This is a genomic window from Sulfurimonas sp. (assembly GCF_027056685.1).
GTDB lineage: Bacteria > Campylobacterota > Campylobacteria > Campylobacterales > Sulfurimonadaceae > Sulfurimonas.
Window position 1 is genome coordinate 20,627 of record NZ_JALUKE010000027.1, and the last position, 21,840, is coordinate 42,466.

General features: G+C 37.1%; 22 protein-coding genes. 5 read left to right on the forward strand and 17 right to left on the reverse strand.

Annotation, left to right across the window (positions count from 1 at the left end; all coding sequences use genetic code 11):
• Positions 1-13: 13 nt before the first annotated feature.
• The gene (locus tag MVY38_RS01165) at positions 14-1,270 is read left to right on the forward strand and encodes a diguanylate cyclase (protein WP_297482596.1); all 1,257 of its coding nucleotides are present in this window, start codon (positions 14-16) and stop codon (positions 1,268-1,270) included.
• Here the strand turns inward: MVY38_RS01165 and MVY38_RS01170 are convergent.
• The 3 genes from MVY38_RS01170 to MVY38_RS01180 are packed head-to-tail and all read right to left on the reverse strand — an operon-like array spanning position 1,267 to position 4,663.
• Positions 1,267-2,412, reverse strand: coding sequence for a VWA-like domain-containing protein (locus MVY38_RS01170; RefSeq protein WP_297482542.1), 1,146 nt, complete (start codon positions 2,410-2,412; stop codon positions 1,267-1,269). The genes MVY38_RS01165 and MVY38_RS01170 overlap by 4 nt on opposite strands.
• Positions 2,413-2,416: 4 nt before the next feature.
• Complete coding sequence (locus MVY38_RS01175; protein WP_297482598.1) at positions 2,417-3,412, reverse strand: MoxR family ATPase; 996 nt, start codon at positions 3,410-3,412, stop codon at positions 2,417-2,419.
• 6 nt (positions 3,413-3,418) lie between these two features.
• A complete protein-coding gene (locus MVY38_RS01180) occupies positions 3,419-4,663 on the reverse strand; it encodes a hypothetical protein (RefSeq protein ID WP_297482544.1) in 1,245 nt (414 codons plus the stop codon).
• Positions 4,664-4,751: 88 nt separating this feature from the next.
• Between MVY38_RS01180 and nhaA the strand changes: the two genes are divergently transcribed.
• Positions 4,752-6,104 carry a Na+/H+ antiporter NhaA gene (gene nhaA / locus MVY38_RS01185; RefSeq protein WP_297482546.1) on the forward strand — a complete coding sequence of 451 codons (1,353 nt, stop codon included), beginning with the start codon at positions 4,752-4,754 and terminating at the stop codon, positions 6,102-6,104.
• On the opposite strand, the gene MVY38_RS01190 is transcribed toward nhaA, so the two are convergent.
• The 3 genes from MVY38_RS01190 to MVY38_RS01200 all read right to left on the reverse strand — a co-directional run bounded on the left by MVY38_RS01190 (position 5,996) and on the right by MVY38_RS01200 (position 8,461).
• Entirely contained in the window at positions 5,996-7,036 is a 1,041-nt protein-coding gene (locus MVY38_RS01190; protein WP_297482547.1) for a dipeptide epimerase, read from the reverse strand. The genes nhaA and MVY38_RS01190 overlap by 109 nt on opposite strands.
• The gene (locus MVY38_RS01195; RefSeq protein ID WP_297482549.1) at positions 7,033-7,263 is read right to left on the reverse strand and encodes a hypothetical protein; all 231 of its coding nucleotides are present in this window, start codon (positions 7,261-7,263) and stop codon (positions 7,033-7,035) included. The genes MVY38_RS01190 and MVY38_RS01195 overlap by 4 nt, the downstream gene beginning before the upstream one ends.
• 64 nt (positions 7,264-7,327) lie before the next feature.
• Entirely contained in the window at positions 7,328-8,461 is a 1,134-nt protein-coding gene (locus MVY38_RS01200) for a DUF819 family protein (protein ID WP_297482552.1), read from the reverse strand.
• Between the two features lie 53 nt (positions 8,462-8,514).
• On the opposite strand from MVY38_RS01200, the gene MVY38_RS01205 reads away from it, so the two are divergent.
• Both MVY38_RS01205 and MVY38_RS01210 read left to right on the forward strand, forming a co-directional pair.
• Positions 8,515-9,804, forward strand: a complete 1,290-nt coding sequence (locus tag MVY38_RS01205; RefSeq protein ID WP_297482555.1) for a hypothetical protein — start codon at positions 8,515-8,517, stop codon at positions 9,802-9,804.
• Complete coding sequence (locus MVY38_RS01210) at positions 9,804-10,544, forward strand: exonuclease domain-containing protein (RefSeq protein WP_297482559.1); 741 nt, start codon at positions 9,804-9,806, stop codon at positions 10,542-10,544. Before MVY38_RS01205 ends, MVY38_RS01210 begins: the two co-directional genes overlap by 1 nt.
• Before the next feature lie 8 nt (positions 10,545-10,552).
• On the opposite strand, the gene MVY38_RS01215 is transcribed toward MVY38_RS01210, so the two are convergent.
• Genes MVY38_RS01215 through MVY38_RS01235 form a run of 5 tightly spaced genes read right to left on the reverse strand, consistent with a single transcriptional unit; the run spans position 10,553 to position 15,978 of the window.
• Positions 10,553-10,975: a FecR domain-containing protein gene (locus tag MVY38_RS01215; RefSeq protein ID WP_297482560.1), complete on the reverse strand. Its 423-nt coding sequence runs from the start codon at positions 10,973-10,975 to the stop codon at positions 10,553-10,555.
• A 9-nt stretch (positions 10,976-10,984) separates the two neighbouring features.
• The gene (locus tag MVY38_RS01220) at positions 10,985-12,922 is read right to left on the reverse strand and encodes a CHASE2 domain-containing protein (protein WP_366939732.1); all 1,938 of its coding nucleotides are present in this window, start codon (positions 12,920-12,922) and stop codon (positions 10,985-10,987) included.
• Entirely contained in the window at positions 12,910-13,929 is a 1,020-nt protein-coding gene (locus MVY38_RS01225; RefSeq protein WP_297482562.1) for an OmpA family protein, read from the reverse strand. Before MVY38_RS01225 ends, MVY38_RS01220 begins: the two co-directional genes overlap by 13 nt.
• A gap of 46 nt (positions 13,930-13,975) precedes the next feature.
• Entirely contained in the window at positions 13,976-15,298 is a 1,323-nt protein-coding gene (locus tag MVY38_RS01230) for a Na+/H+ antiporter NhaC family protein (protein ID WP_297482564.1), read from the reverse strand.
• A 56-nt stretch (positions 15,299-15,354) separates the two neighbouring features.
• On the reverse strand, positions 15,355-15,978 hold the full coding sequence (locus MVY38_RS01235) for an acyl-CoA acyltransferase (protein ID WP_297482566.1): 624 nt from the start codon (positions 15,976-15,978) through the stop codon (positions 15,355-15,357).
• Positions 15,979-16,110: 132 nt separating this feature from the next.
• Here MVY38_RS01235 and MVY38_RS01240 point away from each other — a divergent pair, with 132 nt between their 5' ends.
• A complete protein-coding gene (locus MVY38_RS01240) occupies positions 16,111-16,731 on the forward strand; it encodes a L,D-transpeptidase family protein (protein ID WP_297482569.1) in 621 nt (206 codons plus the stop codon).
• Here the strand turns inward: MVY38_RS01240 and argS are convergent.
• The 6 genes from argS to MVY38_RS01270 form a co-directional block, all read right to left on the reverse strand.
• Positions 16,728-18,335: an arginine--tRNA ligase gene (gene argS / locus MVY38_RS01245; protein ID WP_297482570.1), complete on the reverse strand. Its 1,608-nt coding sequence runs from the start codon at positions 18,333-18,335 to the stop codon at positions 16,728-16,730. The genes MVY38_RS01240 and argS overlap by 4 nt on opposite strands.
• A 3-nt stretch (positions 18,336-18,338) precedes the next feature.
• Complete coding sequence (locus MVY38_RS01250; RefSeq protein WP_297482573.1) at positions 18,339-18,578, reverse strand: twin-arginine translocase TatA/TatE family subunit; 240 nt, start codon at positions 18,576-18,578, stop codon at positions 18,339-18,341.
• Positions 18,579-18,638: 60 nt separating this feature from the next.
• Positions 18,639-19,259, reverse strand: coding sequence for a guanylate kinase (gmk, locus tag MVY38_RS01255; protein WP_297482575.1), 621 nt, complete (start codon positions 19,257-19,259; stop codon positions 18,639-18,641).
• Between the two features lie 2 nt (positions 19,260-19,261).
• Positions 19,262-20,380 carry a hypothetical protein gene (locus tag MVY38_RS01260; protein WP_297482584.1) on the reverse strand — a complete coding sequence of 373 codons (1,119 nt, stop codon included), beginning with the start codon at positions 20,378-20,380 and terminating at the stop codon, positions 19,262-19,264.
• A gap of 46 nt (positions 20,381-20,426) precedes the next feature.
• Entirely contained in the window at positions 20,427-21,191 is a 765-nt protein-coding gene (fliR, locus tag MVY38_RS01265) for a flagellar biosynthetic protein FliR (protein ID WP_297482587.1), read from the reverse strand.
• Positions 21,192-21,200: 9 nt separating this feature from the next.
• Positions 21,201-21,840, reverse strand: a 640-nt coding sequence (locus tag MVY38_RS01270; protein ID WP_297482591.1) for an ATP-binding cassette domain-containing protein, incomplete at its 5' end; no start/stop codon positions are given.

Below are 21,840 nucleotides of genomic sequence, written 5' to 3' on the forward strand. Positions count from 1 at the left end.
CTATAATAACAAAATGAATGAAAAAATTTTAATTGTTGAAGACAATAAAACACTTGCGAAGCTCATCGCGAGAAAACTACAAACTTCTCTCGATATGGAAATCGATGTCGCCTACTCGCTACAGGAAGCCAAGCTTTTTCTTAGTCGTGGTCACTACTTTATTACTCTTCTTGACATCAATCTGCCTGATGCTCCAAACGGTGAGATAGTGGACTATGTCATTGCAAAAAAGAATCGTGCCATTGTTCTTAGTGGGAATATTGACAAAGAGTTTAGAAAGTCAATGCTTAACAAAAATATCGTCGACTATGTGAATAAAGGCGGTGTCAACGACATAGAATACATTGTACACACCATTCAAAGACTCCGCAGAAATCAACGCCACAAAGTACTTGTGGTAGATGATTCTATGGTCTTTAGAAAACAGATGCAAAACATACTTGAAAACCTCTTCTTTGATGTCATTACAGTGGCTCATGGCGAAGAAGCACTAGGCATGCTGAGTGTCAAGCAAGATATTTCACTTGTTATTACCGACTACAATATGCCTGTAATGGACGGACTTGAACTCACCCTCAAAATACGAGAAACATACACAAAAGATGAGCTCTGTATTCTTGCACTTTCAGGAAATGATGATGATGAAGTAAGTGCACTCTTTCTTAAACACGGTGCAAATGACTACATCAAAAAACCCTTTTCAAAAGAGGAGTTTTCTTGTCGCGTGAATAACTCTATAGAGGCACTTGAAAATATTCAAAAAATTACACAATATGCAAACCGTGACTATCTTACAGGACTCTATAACCGTCGTTATTTCTACCAAAGTGTAGGAGAGTATATAGAATATATCAAAGAGAGTGGTGAGCAGTGTGCCATTGCTATGATAGACATCGACCACTTTAAAAAGGTCAACGATACCTACGGACATGATATTGGAGACAAGGTCATTGTCTCACTTGCAGATATTCTTAGAAGTGGAACAAGTCCAAATGATGTCGTTGCCCGTTTTGGAGGCGAAGAGTTTTGTATAGTGCTTAAAAACATTAACCGCTACTCAACAGTGGAAATACTCGAGCGTCTGCGTGAGAGTGTAGAGAGTTTCACACTTGAGATAAATGAGCAAACTATTGTTAAATTCACTATCTCTATAGGTGCGGTACTACATGACCCTGCCGAGACACTTGATGATAGTGTAAACGCAGCCGATATGCTTTTGTACAAAGCAAAAAACTCAGGGCGTAACCGTTTGGTATTTCAAGAGAGCTAATCTTTTAAAAGAAGTAGCTCCCCAAAAGGTGCCGCGCTCTCTTGAGAGCTTACCCACTTCACCAGATAATTTGGCACATCTTTAGGAAATATTCCCTCCATATCTGTAAAGTAAAGTAACAATTTTACATCATCAAAATTATTCTCAATAAACTCAAAAACAGGACGAAAATCAGTCCCTCCTCCGCCTTTTAAGCTCACTTCCAACTGCTCACCACTGTAAAAAGTTTTATGAAAATGGAGTTTGTCATCACACACCAAAAATTCTATTTCATAATTTGACACCAAACTCATCAAAAAATTCACTTCGCTCATAAACTCATTTAAAAGTTCTTCATCCACTGAACCTGAACTATCCACCGCAATAACAAGCCGAAAGGTCTGTGAAATGTTTGAGGGCAGGTAAATTCCTTCATAAAGCAGTTTTTTACTCGGAGGCATCATCGCATAATCATCACGACAAAATCTATCAAGTGCTAAACGCAGCTCATCTCGCCAGTCGATTTTACCAGAACACTCCACCTCAAAAAAACGCTCGATACTTTGCGGTGCTTCACCGCTTTGCATCTTCGCTTCAAGCGCACTGATAGCTTCTTCGGCTAAAAGTTGTTCTTGGAGTACCTCATCTTCTATCTGTTGTTGCGTTTGCTCTGACTGTTCTTGTTTGTCTTGCTTCCTCTCATTCTCCTGCGGCTCAACATCCGCACTGTCATCCGCTTCATACTCCAAATCTTCATCCTCGCGAAGAATATCGTCTTTTAACTCGGCATAGATCTCCTCGGCATACATCCCGCTAAATCGCTTGCGATATTGTGCGCCATAAGGCATATCGAGACCATTTTGCAGCAGCATATCGTTAATTGCCATATCTGTAGCCATCTGCCAGAGCCAGCCGCTGCGTTTACCTCTTCTTCTCTCATGTGCCAAAGAGGCATGCATCGCACCATTTGCAAGGACAAACTCCACCTCACTTAGCTCCAAGCCCTCAAGGTAGTCACTATTGACCTCAAGCTTTACGCCATTGCTCTTAAATGCCTCTATATCATCATTAAATACAAGTTCAAGCTTTGTGGCAAGTATCCCAAAATAGGGCTGAGAGACTAGCAGTTTTGCCTTTGCCTGCGAGATTTTTGCACTATCCATCTACTTAATCCAACAGATAGGAAAACTGCTTCACCCACTTTTTAAAGTTTGCAGAGTGCTGCATATCTACACTACTTCGCTGTAAATCCTGCACCACCATCACGGCAAATTCACTCTTCATATCAAGCGTATATGCCAAGATGTTTTCCAGACTCTCTTTACTTGGATTTTGCAGGTACTTACTCACTAAACCCGAACTAAGTGCATAGAGTACATCTATCTCTTCGCTCTGTTTGGATGCACTCCCGTCAATGATGGCATCAATGTCAGGAAGCCTCTCCACCACTTTTATAAAAGATAAAAAACTCACCGCAATATCACGCCCAATAGCTCCACTAATAGTTTCAAGCAGCAGGTTTTTCTCAATGCCTACTTGTAAGATATTTCCCACATACTCCCAGCTTCGAGGCGTTGCAAAGCTCTTCGCTTCGCTCTTTGCATCAAACGAAAAAAGATGCTCATTTTTATAAGAAATATAGGCGATAATTCTAGCATCTAATCCACTTTTGTATGCCCATTCTCTCCAATCATCCACATCCACATCGAGCTCAAAATGGACAAATCTATTTGCCAAAGGTGCAGGCATTCTATATGTCACTCCTCTATCACCCTCTCTATTCCCAGCAGCGACTATCGCCCAGCCATCAGGAAGCTCATATTCTCCAATGCGTCGGTCAAGTATAAGTTGGTATGCTGAAGACTGCACAGCAGGAGCGGCGGAGTTGAGCTCATCGAGAAAGAGTATGCCCTCACCTTCTCGCGGTAAAAATGCAGGCGGTGCCCAGAGTGCTGTGTGTGTCTCTTTGTCATAAAAAGGGATGCCTTTAAGGTCGGTGGGATCCATCAAAGCCAAACGCAGGTCTATAAAATCAAGCCCCTTTTCATTTGCTATCTGCTTAACGATGGAAGATTTTCCAATACCCGGCGCACCCCAAAGAAAGGTCGGCACCTTTTGCGCCACGAGTGCTTTTAAACTCTTTGTCAAATCACTTGCTTTCATCATTGTTTATACCATCCATCCTATATTTTCACTCTGAATATGTTTTCCAAACGCAGCGTTTGTCTTTACAGCCCTATCAAACCTACTATCGAGTTGCAACTGATACAAAACAGCTACAGGTGTATTTTCATTCCTTGCCAAAGCATCTAAAACTACGGCATCGCCCTCTGCAAACATCGCTTCAAGCAGTTGCGGAGGCATTGCAGGGTTTTTTGCCAAATGTGAATAGTTGTTCATATCTTTAAAAGCCTCTTCTAGCAGCTCTTTTGGCGTTGCAGGGTTTGCATAAAGTGCTGCGTTTAGCTCTGCATCATTATGTGCCAAAAGTTTTACAACACTCTCTTTTGTAAGGGCTCTGTTGTTTGCAAGAGCGAGATTTACCACCCTGTCATCAAGTGCCAAGAGCTGCGTTTGCATTGCTGCGTTTAGTGTCTCATTCATCGCCAAAGCGGTTTTAAAATCTTTTAAAAGCGTAAAAAGTGCCTCATCAAGCTTTACATTTTGTGCAAGTATCTCTGCTAAATCCTCACTCTTTGCAAGCTCTTTTATAAGCGTCATATCAAGATTTGGGTTATATGCCATCGCCTCTTTTGCAAGGACATCATCTTGCTTGAGAAACTTTTTAAGCACACTTTTTGGAGTATCTTTATGCATCGCTAAAGATTTTTTGAGCTTTGGATGCATCCTAACTGGTTCAAGCGCAGATATAGCCTCTAAAAGCGCTGTATTTTGTGTCTGCTCTATCAAATGGTAGATGCCTGTCGTAGCGTATTGGACATTGTGATTGCGTTCTATATTTTGGTAAAAGCGTCCAATGAGCGCGGCTGAGACATCACGGTTGTCATCATTTTCAAAAAAGTCCTCTCCATTCCATGAGTACATCTTGAGTAGTTTGAAAAAGAGTGCATCACTGAGCATTGAATTTTGTAAAAATGCTTTGAGCCGTGCTTTATCATTTGAGAGTTTCAAGCTCATTAAAAGCACATCATCGTCCATTGCATCGGCTAAAAGCTTCTCTACCACATCAATGCCAAGAAACTCATACTTTCTCTCTTCATAGAGCGCATCAGAAAGATTTTGCTCATAAGGGCTCATCATCCGCCCCTCTACAATGAAGCGAACCTCATCATTCATCTCATATGTCAGTGAAATATCATGCGCTTCAAGCTGCGATAAAAACTCCTCCCCTGTAAAGGCTCGTGTTTTTCCTAAGAGTAAAAGTGTCTGGTTTTTTAAAGTTTCTAAATTCATAGAGTGATTATACTCAACTTTTTTAAAACTGTTGGTTTAGAAATTACGTTATAATCTTTGAATAAAAGAAAACACAAGGAAAGGCTCTATGAAAATATATGCCCCATGGGAAAAAACATTTGAAAAAGTAGCCACGCCGCTAGAGCATTTTATTCATGCGCAAACAACGACAGGAATCGTGCTTATATTTATGACCATCGTTGCACTCATACTCGCAAACTCTCCCTTGCATGATGTGTATGAACAGATATTTCATCTCACTATCTCTTTAAATGTCGGTTCATGGAAACTTTCACACACCATCCATCACTGGATAAATGACGGACTTATGGCAATATTTTTCTTTCTTATAGGTTTAGAGATAAAAAGAAACATTTTGGTCGGGGAGCTCTCAAACATTAAAGTAGCCATTCTTCCTATTTTAGCTGCACTTGGAGGAATGATAGTACCTGCGCTTATCTACATCGCTATCAATCATGGGTTGCCTTCACAAAATGGCTGGGGTATCCCAATGGCTACCGACATCGCTTTTGCCATCTCTGCGCTTGTGCTTTTAGGAAACCGAGTATCGCCTTCACTTGTGACTTTTCTTATTGCCCTTGCTATTGTCGATGACCTTGGTGCTGTTGTGGTCATTGCTCTTTTTTACACGGAACAGATTCATCTGCTGCCGCTTTTACTTGCAGGTGCTTCATTTCTTGTGATGGTTGCGTTTAATAGGTTTGGTATTCATGCTATTTTACCCTACCTGTTAGTGGGTATGTTCTTATGGTTCTTTATGCTTGAATCAGGCGTGCACGCAACAATCGCAGGTGTAATAGCAGCCATGGCAATTCCTTCAAAACCAAAACAAACTCCTGATGATTTTAGCAATCATATGCGAAATTCTTTGGATGAGTATGACAACTACCCTGTAGCAACTGACTATTCACTCCATGAAAAACAAAAAGCTGTCCTTATAAATATGTCTGAGCGCATAGAGTCCATTCAGTCTCCCTCAGCACGACTCGAACAGGCGCTGCACCTGCCTGTGAGTCTCATAGTTATTCCTCTTTTTGCTCTTGCAAACGCAGGTATCAGCATCGATTTTACACACATTGATGAAGCAATTGTAGAGCCTATTGCACTTGGTATTATTGTAGGGCTTGTTCTTGGAAAAGTGCTTGGCATCGCTGGAGTGGCGTTCATTGCCACAAAACTTGGCATAGCAAAACTCCCAGAGGGAAGCACGATGAATCAGGTCTTTGGTGTAGCACTTCTTGGCGGTATCGGTTTTACTATGAGTATCTTTGTCGCAGAACTTGCATTTTATGGCAATGCCTCAGCTATTTTTCAAGCAAAAATAGGGATCTTGGCAGCCTCACTCTTTGCGGGAATTTTAGGCTTTATCTGGTTGCGTTTTATCGCAAAATCTCCCACAGAAGATGGTGTCTCAGCGTAAAGCAGCGGCGAGTCTAAATCGACATACTTTATAACATCTCTGTAGGCAAAGGCAAGTTTGTATGCCGCTTCTATGGAGATAGGGCCCTCAAGCATAGAGCCTAGCATACAGCTTATGTTTTTCTCTCTTGCATACTCTAAAATCTCTATAGCCCTGCTCACTCCACCACATTTCATAAGCTTAATGTTTATCATATCCGCTGCGTTTAGCCTATAGATATTTTTCACATCTCCAAGACTAAACGCAGCCTCATCTGCCAAAATAGCAATGGATGAAGCCTCTGTAATGCGTTTAAGCCCTTCTAAGTCATCTGCTTTGACAGGCTGCTCTATAAGCTCAATTTGCACCCCATCGACTGCGTTTAGATACTCCAATACAGACTTCACACTCCATGCCTGATTTGCATCTATAAGCAGCACTGCCTCTGAAAGCTCTTTGGCTAAACGCAGCGTCACGATTATGGCATGTTTTATATCACTTCCAAGCTTCACTTTTAAGATGTCATAGCCATCACTAAATGCTTTTTTGGCATCTGCTATCATCACATCAACACTATTTAAACTAATGGTCACATCTGTCTTGATTGAGCTTGTATCTTCTATGACGAGCTTGTTTATTCGGAAAAAGAGTGCCATATCGAGTGCTGCTTTTGCTGAAGAGCCTATATTTTGCTTATGCAACACGCGCAGAGCATCAGCTGCGTTTAACCCAAGCAGTTTTGTTTTTACAGACGCAATAGAGTGAATTATATCCTCTAAATCCTCACCCGTTATCACCTTAGTTGCAGGTGCTTCTCCCTGTGCGATGCTATCATTTTCAAAGAGAATATTCACACGGACAAATTCCACATTTTCAACGCGCCGCAGAGCAGTAGCAAAGGGCGTTTTTAAAGGAATATACCTTTTTTCAAATGTTATATTTTTAATTTTCATAACGAAAGATACTCTTCAAGTTTTTTAAGTAAAAAATATCCACCAACCGAAGAGATAACAACATTAATAATGATTAAAGTCAAATCTGAATTTGTAGGCATAACAGATAAATCTGTACCAAGAGCATTAGAGCTGTAAAGATGCAGCATAGTAAAAAATTTATCGACAATTACATAGAGAAAATAGACAATAATATTATAATAAAGAAATTTAGCAAATTTACCCACGCTCGCACCTTTTATATTTTATGCGCATTATATCAGCACAAATTCAATTTTTTTTAAACATACATCAAACAGAGCCTAAACGCAGTAGAATATTTCCAATCAACAAGCCACCAAATGTCCCAATAATATAACCCATAATTGCCATTAAAACACCCACACTTACGAGTGATTTATTGTAAGTTGCTGCTAAAATAGGTGCAGAAGCCACCCCTCCTATATTTGCAAGTGATGCGACTGAAATACTAAAGAGATCGAGCTTAAATATTTTTGCTCCTAGTATCATGATAGATGCGTGAATAGATAAAATCACCAAGCCAGCAAAGACATAAATGCCCAAACCTGAGAAATTTTCTATAACTGCGTTTGAACCAATAAGCGCTATAAGAATGTAGAGCATAGTAGTGGAGACTTCACTTGAACCGTTGAGGCTGCGAAGCTTTGTAAAGGAGCCTGCTATGCCTAAAAGTGTTGCAAATAGTATCATAGATGTCGTTGCGTTTAAAATAATAACTTTTGTCGCTAAAATCTGACAAAAGAGTGAAACTGCCAAAGCTAAAGCAATGAGCAGCCAGTATCTTTTTGCGCCCATAGAGCAGGCACAGCCAATTTCACCCAAATATGCCAGATTTTCATCACTCTTTGTAAACTTGTTAAAAAACTTTGCAAAAGGAACTAAAAAGAGTAATAACATCACCCAGAGCGTATAATCCACACTATCTACTACAAGTGCATACGCAAAAGCATCTTCATGCACTCCAAGAGCAGAACCGACTGCGACCATATTTGCCGTACCACCCATCCAACTCCCTGCAAGTGCGCCAAACGCAGCACTTATGTTCGCATCAAAGTGAAACATAAACGCAGTGAGTATAAACGCAACAGCTATGGAAAAAACCGCCAAAGTGTAGGCGATAAGCAGGGATTTTCCAAGTTTTAAAAAATGTCTAAAATCAATTTGTAACAGCATTAAAAAGAGCATAGCAGGCAGAAGATTTGTCTTTGTGAGTTTATAAATATGATGTATCTGTGCGTTTTGCTCAAAAATACCAAATGAAGCCAAAAGCATAGAAGCCGCGTAAATAAGTACAACAGCAGGAATATACTTCAAATTTTTATAGTTTGTCTTTAAATCCAAAAAGGCGAAAAATGCTACAATAAGTGATATAGTTAAAAGGTAGCCCATGGGTGTTGTTATCAAAATTCATTCTCTATTTTTTTTATAAGTGTATCATAGTTTTATAGGAGTTCATCATGAAAACATTAGCATTATCTTTATTTATAGGAGCAAGTTCGCTCTTTGGCTCTTCGCTTGTTGTTTACAACTCAAACATTGGGCTCGTCCATGAAGAGCGTCCGCTGCGTTTAGACAAGAATGCACATAGCATTATTTACAAAGATGTTGCAAGCTCCATTATCACAGAGTCTATAAACCTCAAACTCCCAAAAGGGGTACAACTCTACTCACAACAGTACCGCTACGACAAGCTCACGCTTGCAAAACTCTTAGAGTATAACATTGGTAAAAAGGTAAAAGTGGGCAAGGACTCTTTTACCCTTCTTGCTACAAACAACAAAGAGGCAATCCTTAAAAATAAAAAGGGAAACATTGTAACAAGAGAGAGCAAAGCAATTATCTTCGATAAAATTCCAAATCGTCTTTTAAGTAAACCCTCCCTACTTTGGAATGTAAAAACAGACAAAAATATTAATGCGAAATTAGAGCTTGACTACCTTATAAAAAACATTACATGGAGTGCAAATTATGTGCTTGACATTGTAAAAAATCGTGCAAATCTTCGTGGATTTATTACGCTTACCAACAACTCTGGAAAAAGTTTTATAGACACCACACTCTACACCTTAGCAGGAACGATTAACAGAGTAAGAAATCAACAACCACGCATAATGTACTCCAAAATGATAGCTCAGAATAGACCGATTGTACAAGAGAGCACACATGAGGGCTACCATATTTATAAAATTCCTTTCAAAGTGACTTTGGCAAACAGAGAGAAGACGCAAATAAATTTTCAGAACTTCCAAAACATAAAAGTACAAAGAGAGTACGAAGCACAAATGAGCAATCCGCTCTTTTTTCACGGTGAAAGTAAAATGAATGTAAACCAATACATCACACTACAAAAGCTTGACATTCCCCTACCAAGCGGCATTGTACGCATCTACTCAAAATTGCATAATACTTCTATACTTTTAGGAGAAAGCAGCATCAAACACACTCCAAAAAATGAAGCTCTCAAACTCAAAATAGGTGTAAATTTTGATATTAAAGTAAAACAAAGCATACTCAAACGCAGTGACTCAAAAAACTACTACAGCGTAGATATACGCTACACACTAAGCAATCACTCGAATGAAGAAAAAAGAGTAGCTCTGCTTGTTCCCTTTAACAAAAATAGAGATGCCCGCATAAAATCAGCTCAGAAATATGTTTATACTAAGGGAAATTTAGCTACATTTAGCATTAAAATTAAAGCAAATACAAGCAAGAGCTTTAATGTTCACTTTGAGAGTAGAAAATAATGGCAAAATATATAATTTTAGATACAGAGACAACAGGAACGGATGAAGAAGATAGAGTTATACAACTCGGGTACATGGTACTTGGCGCAAAAGAGATAGAGGTCCATAACGAATTTTGCAGCACCGATATTCCCATAAAATTTGGGGCGATGGAAGTTCATGGCATTATCCCTACTATGCTTGAGGGCAAACCAGAATGTGTGCAAACGCAGGCATACAAAAGACTCTTAGAGCTTAATACACCAGAGAATTACCTCATCATTCACAATGCCCCTTTTGATATAAAGATGCTTGAAAAAGAGGGATTTGAGACAAAGATGAAAGTCATCGACACACTGCGCGTTGCAAAACATGTTATGCCAGATGAAGAAGCACATCGTCTACAATATTTTCGCTACAAAATGGAGCTTTACAAAGAGGAACAAAAAGAGGCTGATGCACTTGGCATAGAGGTAAAAGCACATGATGCCATCGGGGATGTTTTAGTACTCAAACTCTTTTTGAGCCAACTTAAAAAAATTGTACAAGAAAAATTTCCAAATGAAAACCCTGTAGAAAAAATGGTCGACTTAACAAATACTCCCATTTTAGTCACTGCGTTTAGATTTGGTAAACATAAAGGAAAAACACTCCAAGAGGTCGCGCATGAAGATGCAGGCTACCTAAGATGGATGCTAAAAAGTATGGATAATCTTGATGATGACCTGCGTTACTCCATCAATTACTATTTAGAGGCATAAACGCCTCTTTATTTGACTCTTACGGCAAATTTAGTGCCACGAATGGCAACTATTCCCTGCGGTGTTTTCAACTGAAAATCTTCAGGTGCAAGCTCTCCAATTTTTCCTGATTCAAAGATTAGGCTTCCTTTTTTTAGAAACAGATTAAAAGCATAATCTTTTTTTGTAGGCTTAAAAACATACTTTTGTAGGTTTAAAACAGTGTTTTCTCCAAGATTCAAAACAGAGTTATCTTTAAATATAATAACAACAAGCGCATTGCTTTTTGTTATAACAATACTAGATGCACTCAAAACTGAGCCCTCTTTGAGTTTCACTACACCACTGCTACTCTTAGCGACAACCTCACCTTTAACTGTTTTAACCACAGCTATTTCATCAGCATTAAGTACAACAAACAGACTTACCAACAACAATACCATATATTTCATTTTTGCTCCTTACATTCCCGATTCATCGGTATATCTCTCTGAAATTTCTCTAAATTTCTCTTTTATCTCAAAAAAAGCATCTAACAACAAGGGGTCAAAATGTGTCCCTCGACCCTCTTTCATAATTTTATAGGTTTTTGCATAAGAGAACTCCTCTTTATATACCCTACGATTGACTAAAGCATCATAGACATCAGCAATTGCCATAAAGCGTCCCTCAAGAGGAATCTCTTCACCCTCAATTCCCTCAGGATAGCCACTGCCATCCCACTTTTCGTGATGCGTATATGCAATATTAATCGCCATAGTAAAAAATTCATTTTGCTCATAACTTTTCATTGCATTGTTAATAATATGCCTTCCCAAGTCAGGATGTGTTTTCATAACTTCATACTCCATAAAAGTAAGCTTACCCGGCTTTTTTAAAACTGAATCAGGAATACCTACCTTTCCTATATCATGAAGTGGTGCAGTTCTGTAAAGCATCTCTATAATCAGAGGTGAAAGTCTATTATGATAAGGATGATTTGTCTGTTCGTAAATATATTGAGCTAAAAGTCGTATATATTTTTTCGTTCTTAAAATATGTGCACCTGTTTCTATGTCATGCACCTCAGCTACATGAACCATACTGTCAAGCAGGGCAACATGAGAACGGTTGAGCTCTTCAACATATACTCTTTTTCTATAGCTATCTATTACAAAAAAAGCAATACTGATAAATATGAAGTTTATCATCAGTAGCAGGTAAAAATAGCCAGCTGATATATAAATATCATTATATAACATATAAAGAGTTACTAAAGAGTAGCCTAAAAGACCAATAAACAGGCTTAGAAGCATTGTAATATCTCTATTTTTAACAAGTAAAAAAAGTAAAAAAAGCGTAAAAATAATAGAGAGAAAAATAGCAATATTTTTGTAAATTTGCGGCTGGACTACGACCTGATTGTAAAGCAAATTATCTATCATCGTCATGTGAATTTGTGCGCCGCTAACTTTATGACCACTTGATACAATAAGCTGATCATGAAGTCCTATTGCAGATGAACCTATAAGTACAACCTTGCCTCTTAGCATATTAGCAGAAACATTCCCCTTTAACAGATCCACTGCAGAGATTTTTTTATACCATTTTTGAGGATAAAATGAGAGTAAAAAGCTGCTATCTTTATCAATAGAAATTTGATTATCTAAAATTTCTATTTTTTCACCTTTTATCTGCACACTACTGTCTATCTCTTTGAGTAAAGCAAGTGCAAAAGAGGGAACAGCAACATCCTTATACTGCTTTAAAAGAGCCATGCGCCTTAAAACCCCATCACTATCCTGATTTGAATTTATAAAGCCATAAGCGTGGGCACTTTTTTGTAAAAGAGGAGTATTGCATAGTACATAATCAAAATCTTTTAATTGTAAATTAGTAGCGTTAAAAGTGCTTGAAATTTTACAACTCTCATCATTGTACTTTTGATTACTTAAATAAATAGCAAGTACACTCTTTGTTTGGCTAATGGCATCAGCGAAAATTCTATCATTATTTCTAAGATATTTAGGAACAACAACAGTATCTAAAAGATTAAAATGACGCTTATAAAAGTTTGCAATCATATCGGGAGATGTTCTATCTTTTTCTGGAAACATGACATCAAGTCCAATAACACCAGGCTTGTAACTCTCTAATTTACTCAGTAAATCTGCCAAAACAATTCTTGACCAAGGCCACTGTCCCAAAGCACTAAGACTCTTCTCATCAATATCTACAAGAATACAATATGAAGCACCTTTTTTTTGTTTATGAACACCAAGAGTGTTTGATACAAAATCATATACTTTGTAATCAAACTCTTTTATAAAATCACTCCTACCAATAACTATATGACTTAGAACAACAAATACAGCAACAATAATATAGATAAATGCGATGCGTTTTTTTACTGTACTAATACTTCTACCCTTCTGTTGCGTGGCTCCCCTGTTTCATCGGGTGTTGGCACTGCCAAGTTAAGTTCAGAATTTGAAGAAAGATCCATTTTAAGATATTTTATATGTGATGCATCTATAATAGCTGCAATTTTTTGTGCCCGCTTAAGACCTAAAACTTTATTGTCCTCTACAGTGCCGATGGTATCGGTATTGCCAATTATATTAATATAAGGATCTTGCAAAGAGGAGAGCTTTGTTAGAAAGTTTTGCAGCTCTTTTTTTGATTTTGCGACTAAATTTAATTTATTAAAATAAAAGACAAAACGGTACTGCTTTTTATTTGATATTTTATAAATAGCCCCAGTAATAGCTTCTACCTGGCTTTGAGTAAGCTTTTTGGGTTTTGAAATAGTGTCGTTTGCACTAACAGTTACAGCAACAAGCGGTTTATCAATGCGAACCAAACCTTTAGAAGTTCTAACAATAATAGCCGTATGTTTTTTATGCCCATTCAAGAGTATTACCTCTGTTGAAAATGCACATCCTACACTATTTACTTTTGTATTTATTGGGGTATTTGGACATTTATCTAAAGCATTTAGTACACCATCATTATCATTATCATTATCATGGTTTATAAGATGCATTAAATGGAGTTGAATTGCTACACTTCTACTCTTAGTGCAGTCAGAGCCCCCACCCTTTTTGCGATAGTATAAAAGATGAATATTATGAGCAGGAACACCTGCATGGAGCAGAACATCTTCGACTTTTGAAGCATATCTTTCATAATTATCGCCACAACTCGTATCTCCCTGCACTGTTACAAAATAATTTTCATATCTAGCAGAGATTTCTTTTATTTTTTTAGCGCTAGGCATTACAATAGTAGTAAAAGTCACATCAGGTTCATTTTCAGCAAAAGTAAAATGAGCAATATCTTTCACTACATCTTTTGCATCAAGAGCAGAAGTGAAAAGAGTAAAAAACACAAACACAAACACAAACATTTTTTTAAATATAAACATATTCGATTATATTATGATTTAACTTAAAATAAATAGAAAAAAGCTTCTAAATAATACTCATTACTATAAATAAAATAAACGCAATCACTCCACTTATAAGTGCATAAGGTAGCTGCGTTTGAACATGTTCGACTACTTCACAATCACTTGCTAGTGAAGAGATAATTGTCGTATCTGAGATGGGTGAGCAGTGGTCACCAAAGACTCCACCGCTAATAACCGCGCCAATAGCCAAAGTAATATTTGCATCCATACTCATAGCCAAAGGAGCTGCAATAGGAATCATAATACTAAAAGTTCCCCATGAAGTCCCTGTGGCAAAAGAGATGATGGCACTTAAGACAAAAATAAGCCCTCCAAGCATATAAACAGAAATATTTGCACTTGCAAGAGTTGCTAAATACTCTCCAGTTTTTAAATCATTTGTCACTTTTCCAATGGCAAAGGCAAAGAGTAATATAAGGGCAATAGGAAAAAGCTTTTTTGCTCCGCTAAACGCAGCAATAGCATATGTCTTGTTGTACAGAAGTTTTTTAGGAATATATAAGATGTAAATAAAAAAAAGTGTAAAAAGCATGGTGTAAAAGATGGAGCTAGAGCCACTTCCCTTTAAAATATTGCCATTGCCCGTTAAATATAAAAATAAAAAGAGCGAAACTATCATTACTCCTATTGGCAGCAGCATATAGAGAGGACTAATCGTAGAATTTTCTAAAAATTGTACTATTTTTTGCGGTGATTTTGCTCTTTTCATCGCACCTATGTCAATATTGAACCAAATTGCAATAAAAGTTACAACTAAAGCACTCATCGCATAAAAATTATAGAGCACTGCGTTTAGTAAAATGTCAATACTATCACCCTGCATTGTACCCTCTTGTATCTGCGTAGATATAAGCCCAAGTAGCAAAGCACCCCAGCCATTTAAAACAATAAGTGAGCTTATAGGCGCAGAAGTAGAATCACAGACAAAAGCGAGCTTTGCATGAGCAACACCATACTTGTCACAGAGTGGTCGTCCCACCGCACCAGCAATAAGAGAGGTAATAGAGGACTCAATAAAAATCACAACTCCAATAATATAACTCAAAAGCAGGGCAGAGCGTCCTGAATTTACTAAAGAAGTCTTATGGCTCATATAGCTTACAAAGCCATCAATGCTGCCGCTCTTTTGCAAAAGCTCCATGACACTACCAACTAAAATGGCAAAGACAACTGTTTTGAGTATCCACCCCTCACTCAGTAAATTTATAAAAAGAGTGTAAATAGCGCCAAAAGTAGCAAAAAGAGAAAAATCGTTAAGAATAAAGAGACCTAAAAAGACTCCTCCAAATAAAGAGAGAAGAATATTTTTAGAGTAAAGCGCCAAAAATATGGCAAGTAGGGACGGGAAAATTGATAAAACAGAGAGTTCTATATGGACTCCTAAAACTCTAAGGACATAAGCATAAGACCGGCTCTTCCAAAGGTCTCTTTGTAACTCTCACACTCCACCTGTGCAGTTTTTTTAAATCCAAGTTTTTTATAAAAGAGTTCTGATTCAAGAGAACCTATTTCAATAATAGTCTGAGCGACTCTATAACCCTTAAGTCTCGCGCTTAAGAGACTCTTTTGCATCAATGCTTTTAAAATTCCCACATCAATACAGCCTGCAACCTCTTCCATAAAATCAAACATAAGAGTACTTTTGTTCTGCTCGAAACTACAACTGTAAAAGACATCTAAAGTAGTCTCAACATCTTTGGTGCAGCCTATTTCATCAAGTGCTTTAATAAAGCTCTCTTTTGTTGCAATACGGGGTTCATAACTACAAAGCGTCCCCACACGATTTCCATCAATATCAGCAATTAAAAAATTTTTATAGTTACAACTGCTTTTAGCCTCTGTTGTTGTGAGCTTTGCTAGTTTTTCTAAAATTTGTGCATCACTACTGTCTGTAAATAATAGATCAAACAACCCACTTTTTTTACCTGCACGAGAACTTTGTAAAATCATCTCAGCTAAAAAAGAGGAGTCATTCTGTGTTGCTTGTCGTATTTTAATACTCATAATCCATCCTACCCTTGACATCGTATTTTAGTAATAGTACCATACTTTATGATAAAAAGTTTCTTAATTTTTCTAAGTTTTTCAAATTTACTCTTTTGCTCACAGCAAATAATCCTAATTGTAGCGGATGATATGAACAGTTCTACTGCAAAATTGGAATGCTATGAAAATGGTAAAAAAGTCTCTCCAACAACTCCTGTAAATTTAGGTTTTAACGGCTTAGGATGGGGAATAGGCATAGTAAATATACGCGATAAAAACTCTTCACAAATCATAAAAAAAGAGGGAGACAAAAGAGCTCCTGCTGGCGTATTTTCTCTTAGTAAAACATTTGGATACTCACAAATTCGTGATGAAAAAATGCCTTATCTAGTTGCTACAAAATCACTCATCTGTGTAGATGATACAAATTCATCCTACTATAATCAAATAATTGAGGCAAAAGGAGATGAAAAAAGTTTTGAATATATGAGAAGAGATGATGATTTATATAAATATGGAGTTGTTGTCGCACATAATGTGGCAGCAAAAAAAGGGTATGGTTCTTGTATATTTTTGCATATTCAAAGAGGAGTAAATAGACCAACGGTTGGATGTACCTCTATGAATGAAGCAAGTATTAAAAAAATAGTGTTCTGGCTTGATAAAGATAAAAATCCTATACTTATTCAAATACCAAAAAAATCGGCTAAAAAAGTCTTACAACTCTACCCATCTCTAAAAAATGCAGATTTGCTAAAAGAGAAGAATTAATCTTCCTCTTTTACCATTTTATCTTTTGCCTCTATTCCCATTAAAGAGAGACCAGTTTTAAGGCTAAGCGCTACAACAAGCATCACTTTTAAGAGTTTTGCTTCATCTGGCGTTCCTATCATACGAACATCATAGTAAAACTTATGTAAAGATGCTGCAAGTGCTTTTAAGTAGTCTGGCAGTTTTTGAATCTGACGAGAATTAAAAGCATCCTCTACAACTTCAGGAAGCAACATGGCATCAAAAAGAAGTGTATCAGCATTTTCACCCAAATTTTTCAAATCGGCACACATAATCTCTTCACTACTAAGCGTACTTTTTGAAAGAAGCGTTTGAATACGAGCATGTGCATACTGAATATAAAAAATAGGGTTTGAACTATCTTGCTTTTTAAACTCTGAGAGGTCAAACTCTAAAGCTGTATCACTCTTTTTTGAAGCGAAAATATAACGAAGAGCATCTGCACCTATCTCATCAACAATATCGCTCATAAGTATGACATTACCAGCACGCTTACTCATTTTATATGGCTCGCCATCTTTTAAAAGGCTGACCATTTGAGAAAGTAGTACTTCAAGTTTAGATGAATCATAGCCAAGATATTCTATGGCTGCTTTTACACGAGGAATATAGCCATGATGGTCTGCACCCCAGATATTTATGTAGTGTGCATAGCCTCTTTCAAACTTTTGGTTATGGTAAACTATGTCTCCAGCAAGATAAGTTGGTCGTCCATCCTCACGAACGACAACTCTATCTTTTTCATCGCCTTTTGCCTCAGAAGCTATCCAAGTTTTTCCATCTTTTTCATAAATGGCACCCGCATCAGTGTTTGCCATCTTCTGCATCACCCTATCCCAATCATCATAAAGCGTTGATTCATAGACAAAAGTATCAAAATGTACATTCGTATCTGCCAAATCTTTTACAATGATTTTCATCACTTCATCTTTCGCCCACATAGCAAGCTCTCGTTGTCGTGACTCATCATGAAAAATCTCTACCCCAAATTTTTCCATAGCATCACGAGAGAGTCCATCTAAATACTCTCCACGATAGTAAGATTCAGGATACTCTACTGTTTCATCAAGCAAATTTTCTCGTGCATGCAATTGAATAGAAAGCCCTAACAAATCGATTTGATTTCCAGCATCATTAATGTAATACTCTGCATCAATCTTGTAGCCCAAATGTTTTGCAAGTCTATAGAGTGTATCTCCATAAATTGCACCACGAGCATGACCAATATGCAATGGTCCTGTAGGATTAGCACTTACAAATTCTAAAAGTATTTTTTGATTTTTTTCTTGTTTTGCGTACTCTGATGGATTTTCTAATGCCCAAGAAGCATATTCACTTAAAAAGTTTTCACTCAAACGGAAATTTAAGTAACCTTTTACAGCTTCCACACTTGAGAACTCTTCGCTCTCACCAAAAGATGCAGCAAGTTCATCTGCAATAATCATCGGAGATTTTCTAAGCTCTTTTGCTAGAGAGAAAGCAATAGGAGTAGCAAAGTGACCAAAAGAACGGTCACGAGGCTTTTCTAAAACAAGCTCACGACCTAATTTCTCGCGTAATAACGCCGATACTCGTTGTTTCAAAGCTTATGCTTGTGTTGTAGATTTAGGAGTCTCAGAAGCAGATGCTACTTCCTCAGAACCTTCAACTTTTTTAGGTGTATCAGATGCAACTTCATCAACTACATCAGTTTCTTTCATCTCTTCTTTGAAATTTTTGATTCCCTTACCAAGACCTTTTGCTAATTCAGGTATTTTTTTTGCACCAAAAAGCAATACAATTATTCCAAATATTAATAGTAACTCTGTTCCACTAGGCATTCCCATAGTTTATCCTTATATAAAATTAAGTCGTTAAGTATATCTCACCTTTGCTGTGACTTCTCTTTAACAGTCTTCCCATCTCTGTACAAACTCATTTATCTCTTCACTTGCTTTTTTAAGTCTTGCAGTCTGTGCAATCAAACGCAGCTTTTGTGCAGCAACATCTAAGTCATCGTTAATAAGCAAGTACTCATATTCAGAGACTCTTTGAATCTCTCTTTTTGCCATATTTACCCGTCTATCTATCACTTCCTGCGAATCTGTAGAGCGTTTTATAAGCCTGCGTTTAAGTTCTGAGAGTGTCGGTGGTGAGATAAAAACAGAGGTTGTAATATCGCTTAGTCTATTTTTAATGGCGTTATTACCCTGAACATCTATATCAAAAATTACCAATTTACCTTCAGAGAGTGCTTTTTTTACTGGCTTGATTGATGTTCCATAGTAGTTGCTATGCACCAAAGCATGTTCTAAAAACTGCTCCTCTTCAACCTCTCTTTCAAACTCCTCTTTATCTACAAAATAGTAATCAACACCATCTCTCTCACCCTCACGCATAGGTCTCGTTGTTGTAGAAATGGAAAAATATGTCTCACCAATATCATCTATAATTTTCGCTATTAAAGAACTTTTACCTGCACCACTTGGACCTGAAAGAACTAATATTGCGCCATTAATTTGACTCATAATTAATCCTCAAAACTTATATTGATTGTAATCTTTACACCCTTCATTGCTGCGGCTACATTTTCATTATCTAAGGCTGCTAGTAGTGTTTTTAAAGCTTCTACACCTCTATTCTCATTCTCTTTGCCTAAAGGAGCTTCTTCTATATCTGTATCCGCGACTGCATCATCTGCATCAACTTCTTCACCTAAGGCAACTTTTAAATCTTTACTGTTTAAGGTAGCAAATGAGTCTATTTCGTTACTAGCAATTTCAAGCAGGGTATCTTCATCTACTTCGCTCTCTAACTCCTCTTGAGAAAGTTCCTCTACAGCATCTTCAATCTGCGTTTGTAAATTCTCTTCAAACTCTTCAGCTTCAACTATATCCTCAGGCAACTCTTCACTTTGCGCTATCTCTTCAACATCAGCTAAAGCATCATCTTCCAAATCTAATTCTGCAAGGTCCAAATCTACCTCACCATCCAAGTCTACATCTTCAAGTGTTTCATCAATACCCAACTCTTCTAATTCTGTATCTTCAACTAAAGGCTCGTCTGCAATCGCTTCATCTGCTTCATCTTCTAAATCTAAGGACAAATCATAGTCTAAATCCAAATCTTCATCATCGGCTTCATCATCTTGCGTTTCATCAAGTAGCTCTTTGACTTTTTGTGCCTCTTCATCATCTAAAACACTCTCGCCGAGCTCTTCATCATCTAAAATCAACTCATCGTCCAACTCTTCAAGCTCATCCAAGTCATCCAAGCCTTCAAGCTCAAGTCCATCAAGTAATTCTTCATCTGACACATCTTCAGTAACATCTAAATTTTTCTTTAGATTTGTGAAAAGTTCTACCATATCAGTTGGTAAAAATGGCTTTTTAATTGTTGCAGAAAAACTCTCTTGATTCTCGTTATCACGAGAACATATAAAAAGAGATTTTTTAAACTCTATTTTATTTTGCAACTCTGCATAGCCCTCTTCGTCGTACTGGGCATCATCTATAACTAAAAGGTCATAACTTCCTGAGGGTGCTTCTTCTACACTATGTGCAGTTGTAACTTCATCATCAGTTTTTTGAGCACTTAAAGTAACTAACTTTGTAACTACTGGATTGTCATTTAAAAGTAATATCTTCACATATATTCCTTTGAGGGGTTATTGGCACCATTGTAGCAAAATTAAACTAAAAAAAAGTCCCCAACATATTAAATGCTTCTTGAACTTGTCCTTTAAGAACAAGCATAATAGCAGTTAAAGTTGCAATCAAAACACTAAACGCAACCATAATTTTTATAGGAAAACCTATAACCAAAAGGTTAAATTGCGGCATAGTTTTCATTAGCATACCAAAGATAGTATCTGCAAGCAAGGAAAGTGCAATAACAGGAAAGGCGATCATAAATCCAACCATAAACATATTTGATGCAGCATGCATAATATAGTGAAAAAAGTTTTTCGTTATTATAAATCCTCCCAAAGGAACTGTATCTAAAGTGCGTGCAACAAACAGTAAAATCCAATGGTGTAAATTAAGAGAAAGTAAAACCATTAAACCTAAAAGTGACAAAAACTGAGAAATGATAGGCATAGAAACACCAGATTGTGGGTCGATAGCACTCGCCATAGAAAAGCCCATCATGTAAGATATTTGTCCACCTGCAAAAGTTATTACATTATATGCCAGTTGCAAAACTATGCCTACAGATAAACCTAAAATAAGCTCACCCAATATTGCTATAACTATAGTTGGAATATTTATATCAATCGTTGGGGCAGGCATTGAGGAATAAAAAAATACAGTAAAGAAAAAAGCCATAGTCGCTTTTATGTTAATAGGAATATTTTTATGATTAAATATAGGAACAGCAAGAAAAAGTCCCGCAAAGCGAAAGAACAGTAGTAAAAACCCTACCATATTTACTTCGTTAAATATCTCTGCAAACTCCACTTTATTTTCCTATTTTATTCGTTTCAATTCTTTGTTCTCTAATTCAAATACTTTATCACACATATTTGCCAAATGGTTGTCATGTGTTACTAATATCATTCCAGCCTGATGCTCTTGACAATATTCAAAAAAGAGTTTCATTACTTCTTGAGCAGTTTTTGAGTCTAAATTTCCTGTAGGCTCATCTGCAAAAATAATAGTAGGTTTTTTTGTCAAAACTCTTGCTATAGAGACACGCTGCTGCTGTCCCCCTGAGAGTTTTGTCACTTTTTGATGTATGCCCTCTTTTATGTTAAGTTTTTCTAGGAGGCTATCGTCTATCTTTTGTCCTGATAAAATCTCAGATACTTCAAGATTTTCATAGGCACTAAAACCTTTAAAGAGATAATGTGATTGGAAGACAAGTCCAAGTTTGTTGCGTTTAAGTAGTGCAGACTCTTTTTTTTTCATAGTGTTAATATCTTTACCTAAGATTGTAACACTCCCCTCATCAGGTTTTAAAAGTGTAGAGAGAAGATGTAAAAGAGTAGATTTGCCGCTACCACTCATACCCATAATAGCTATAGACTCTTTTTCATATAAGTCAAGTGAAACATTTGAAAATAGTTTGTATTCAAAAGAGTGCGATAAATTTTGTGCAGATAATAGA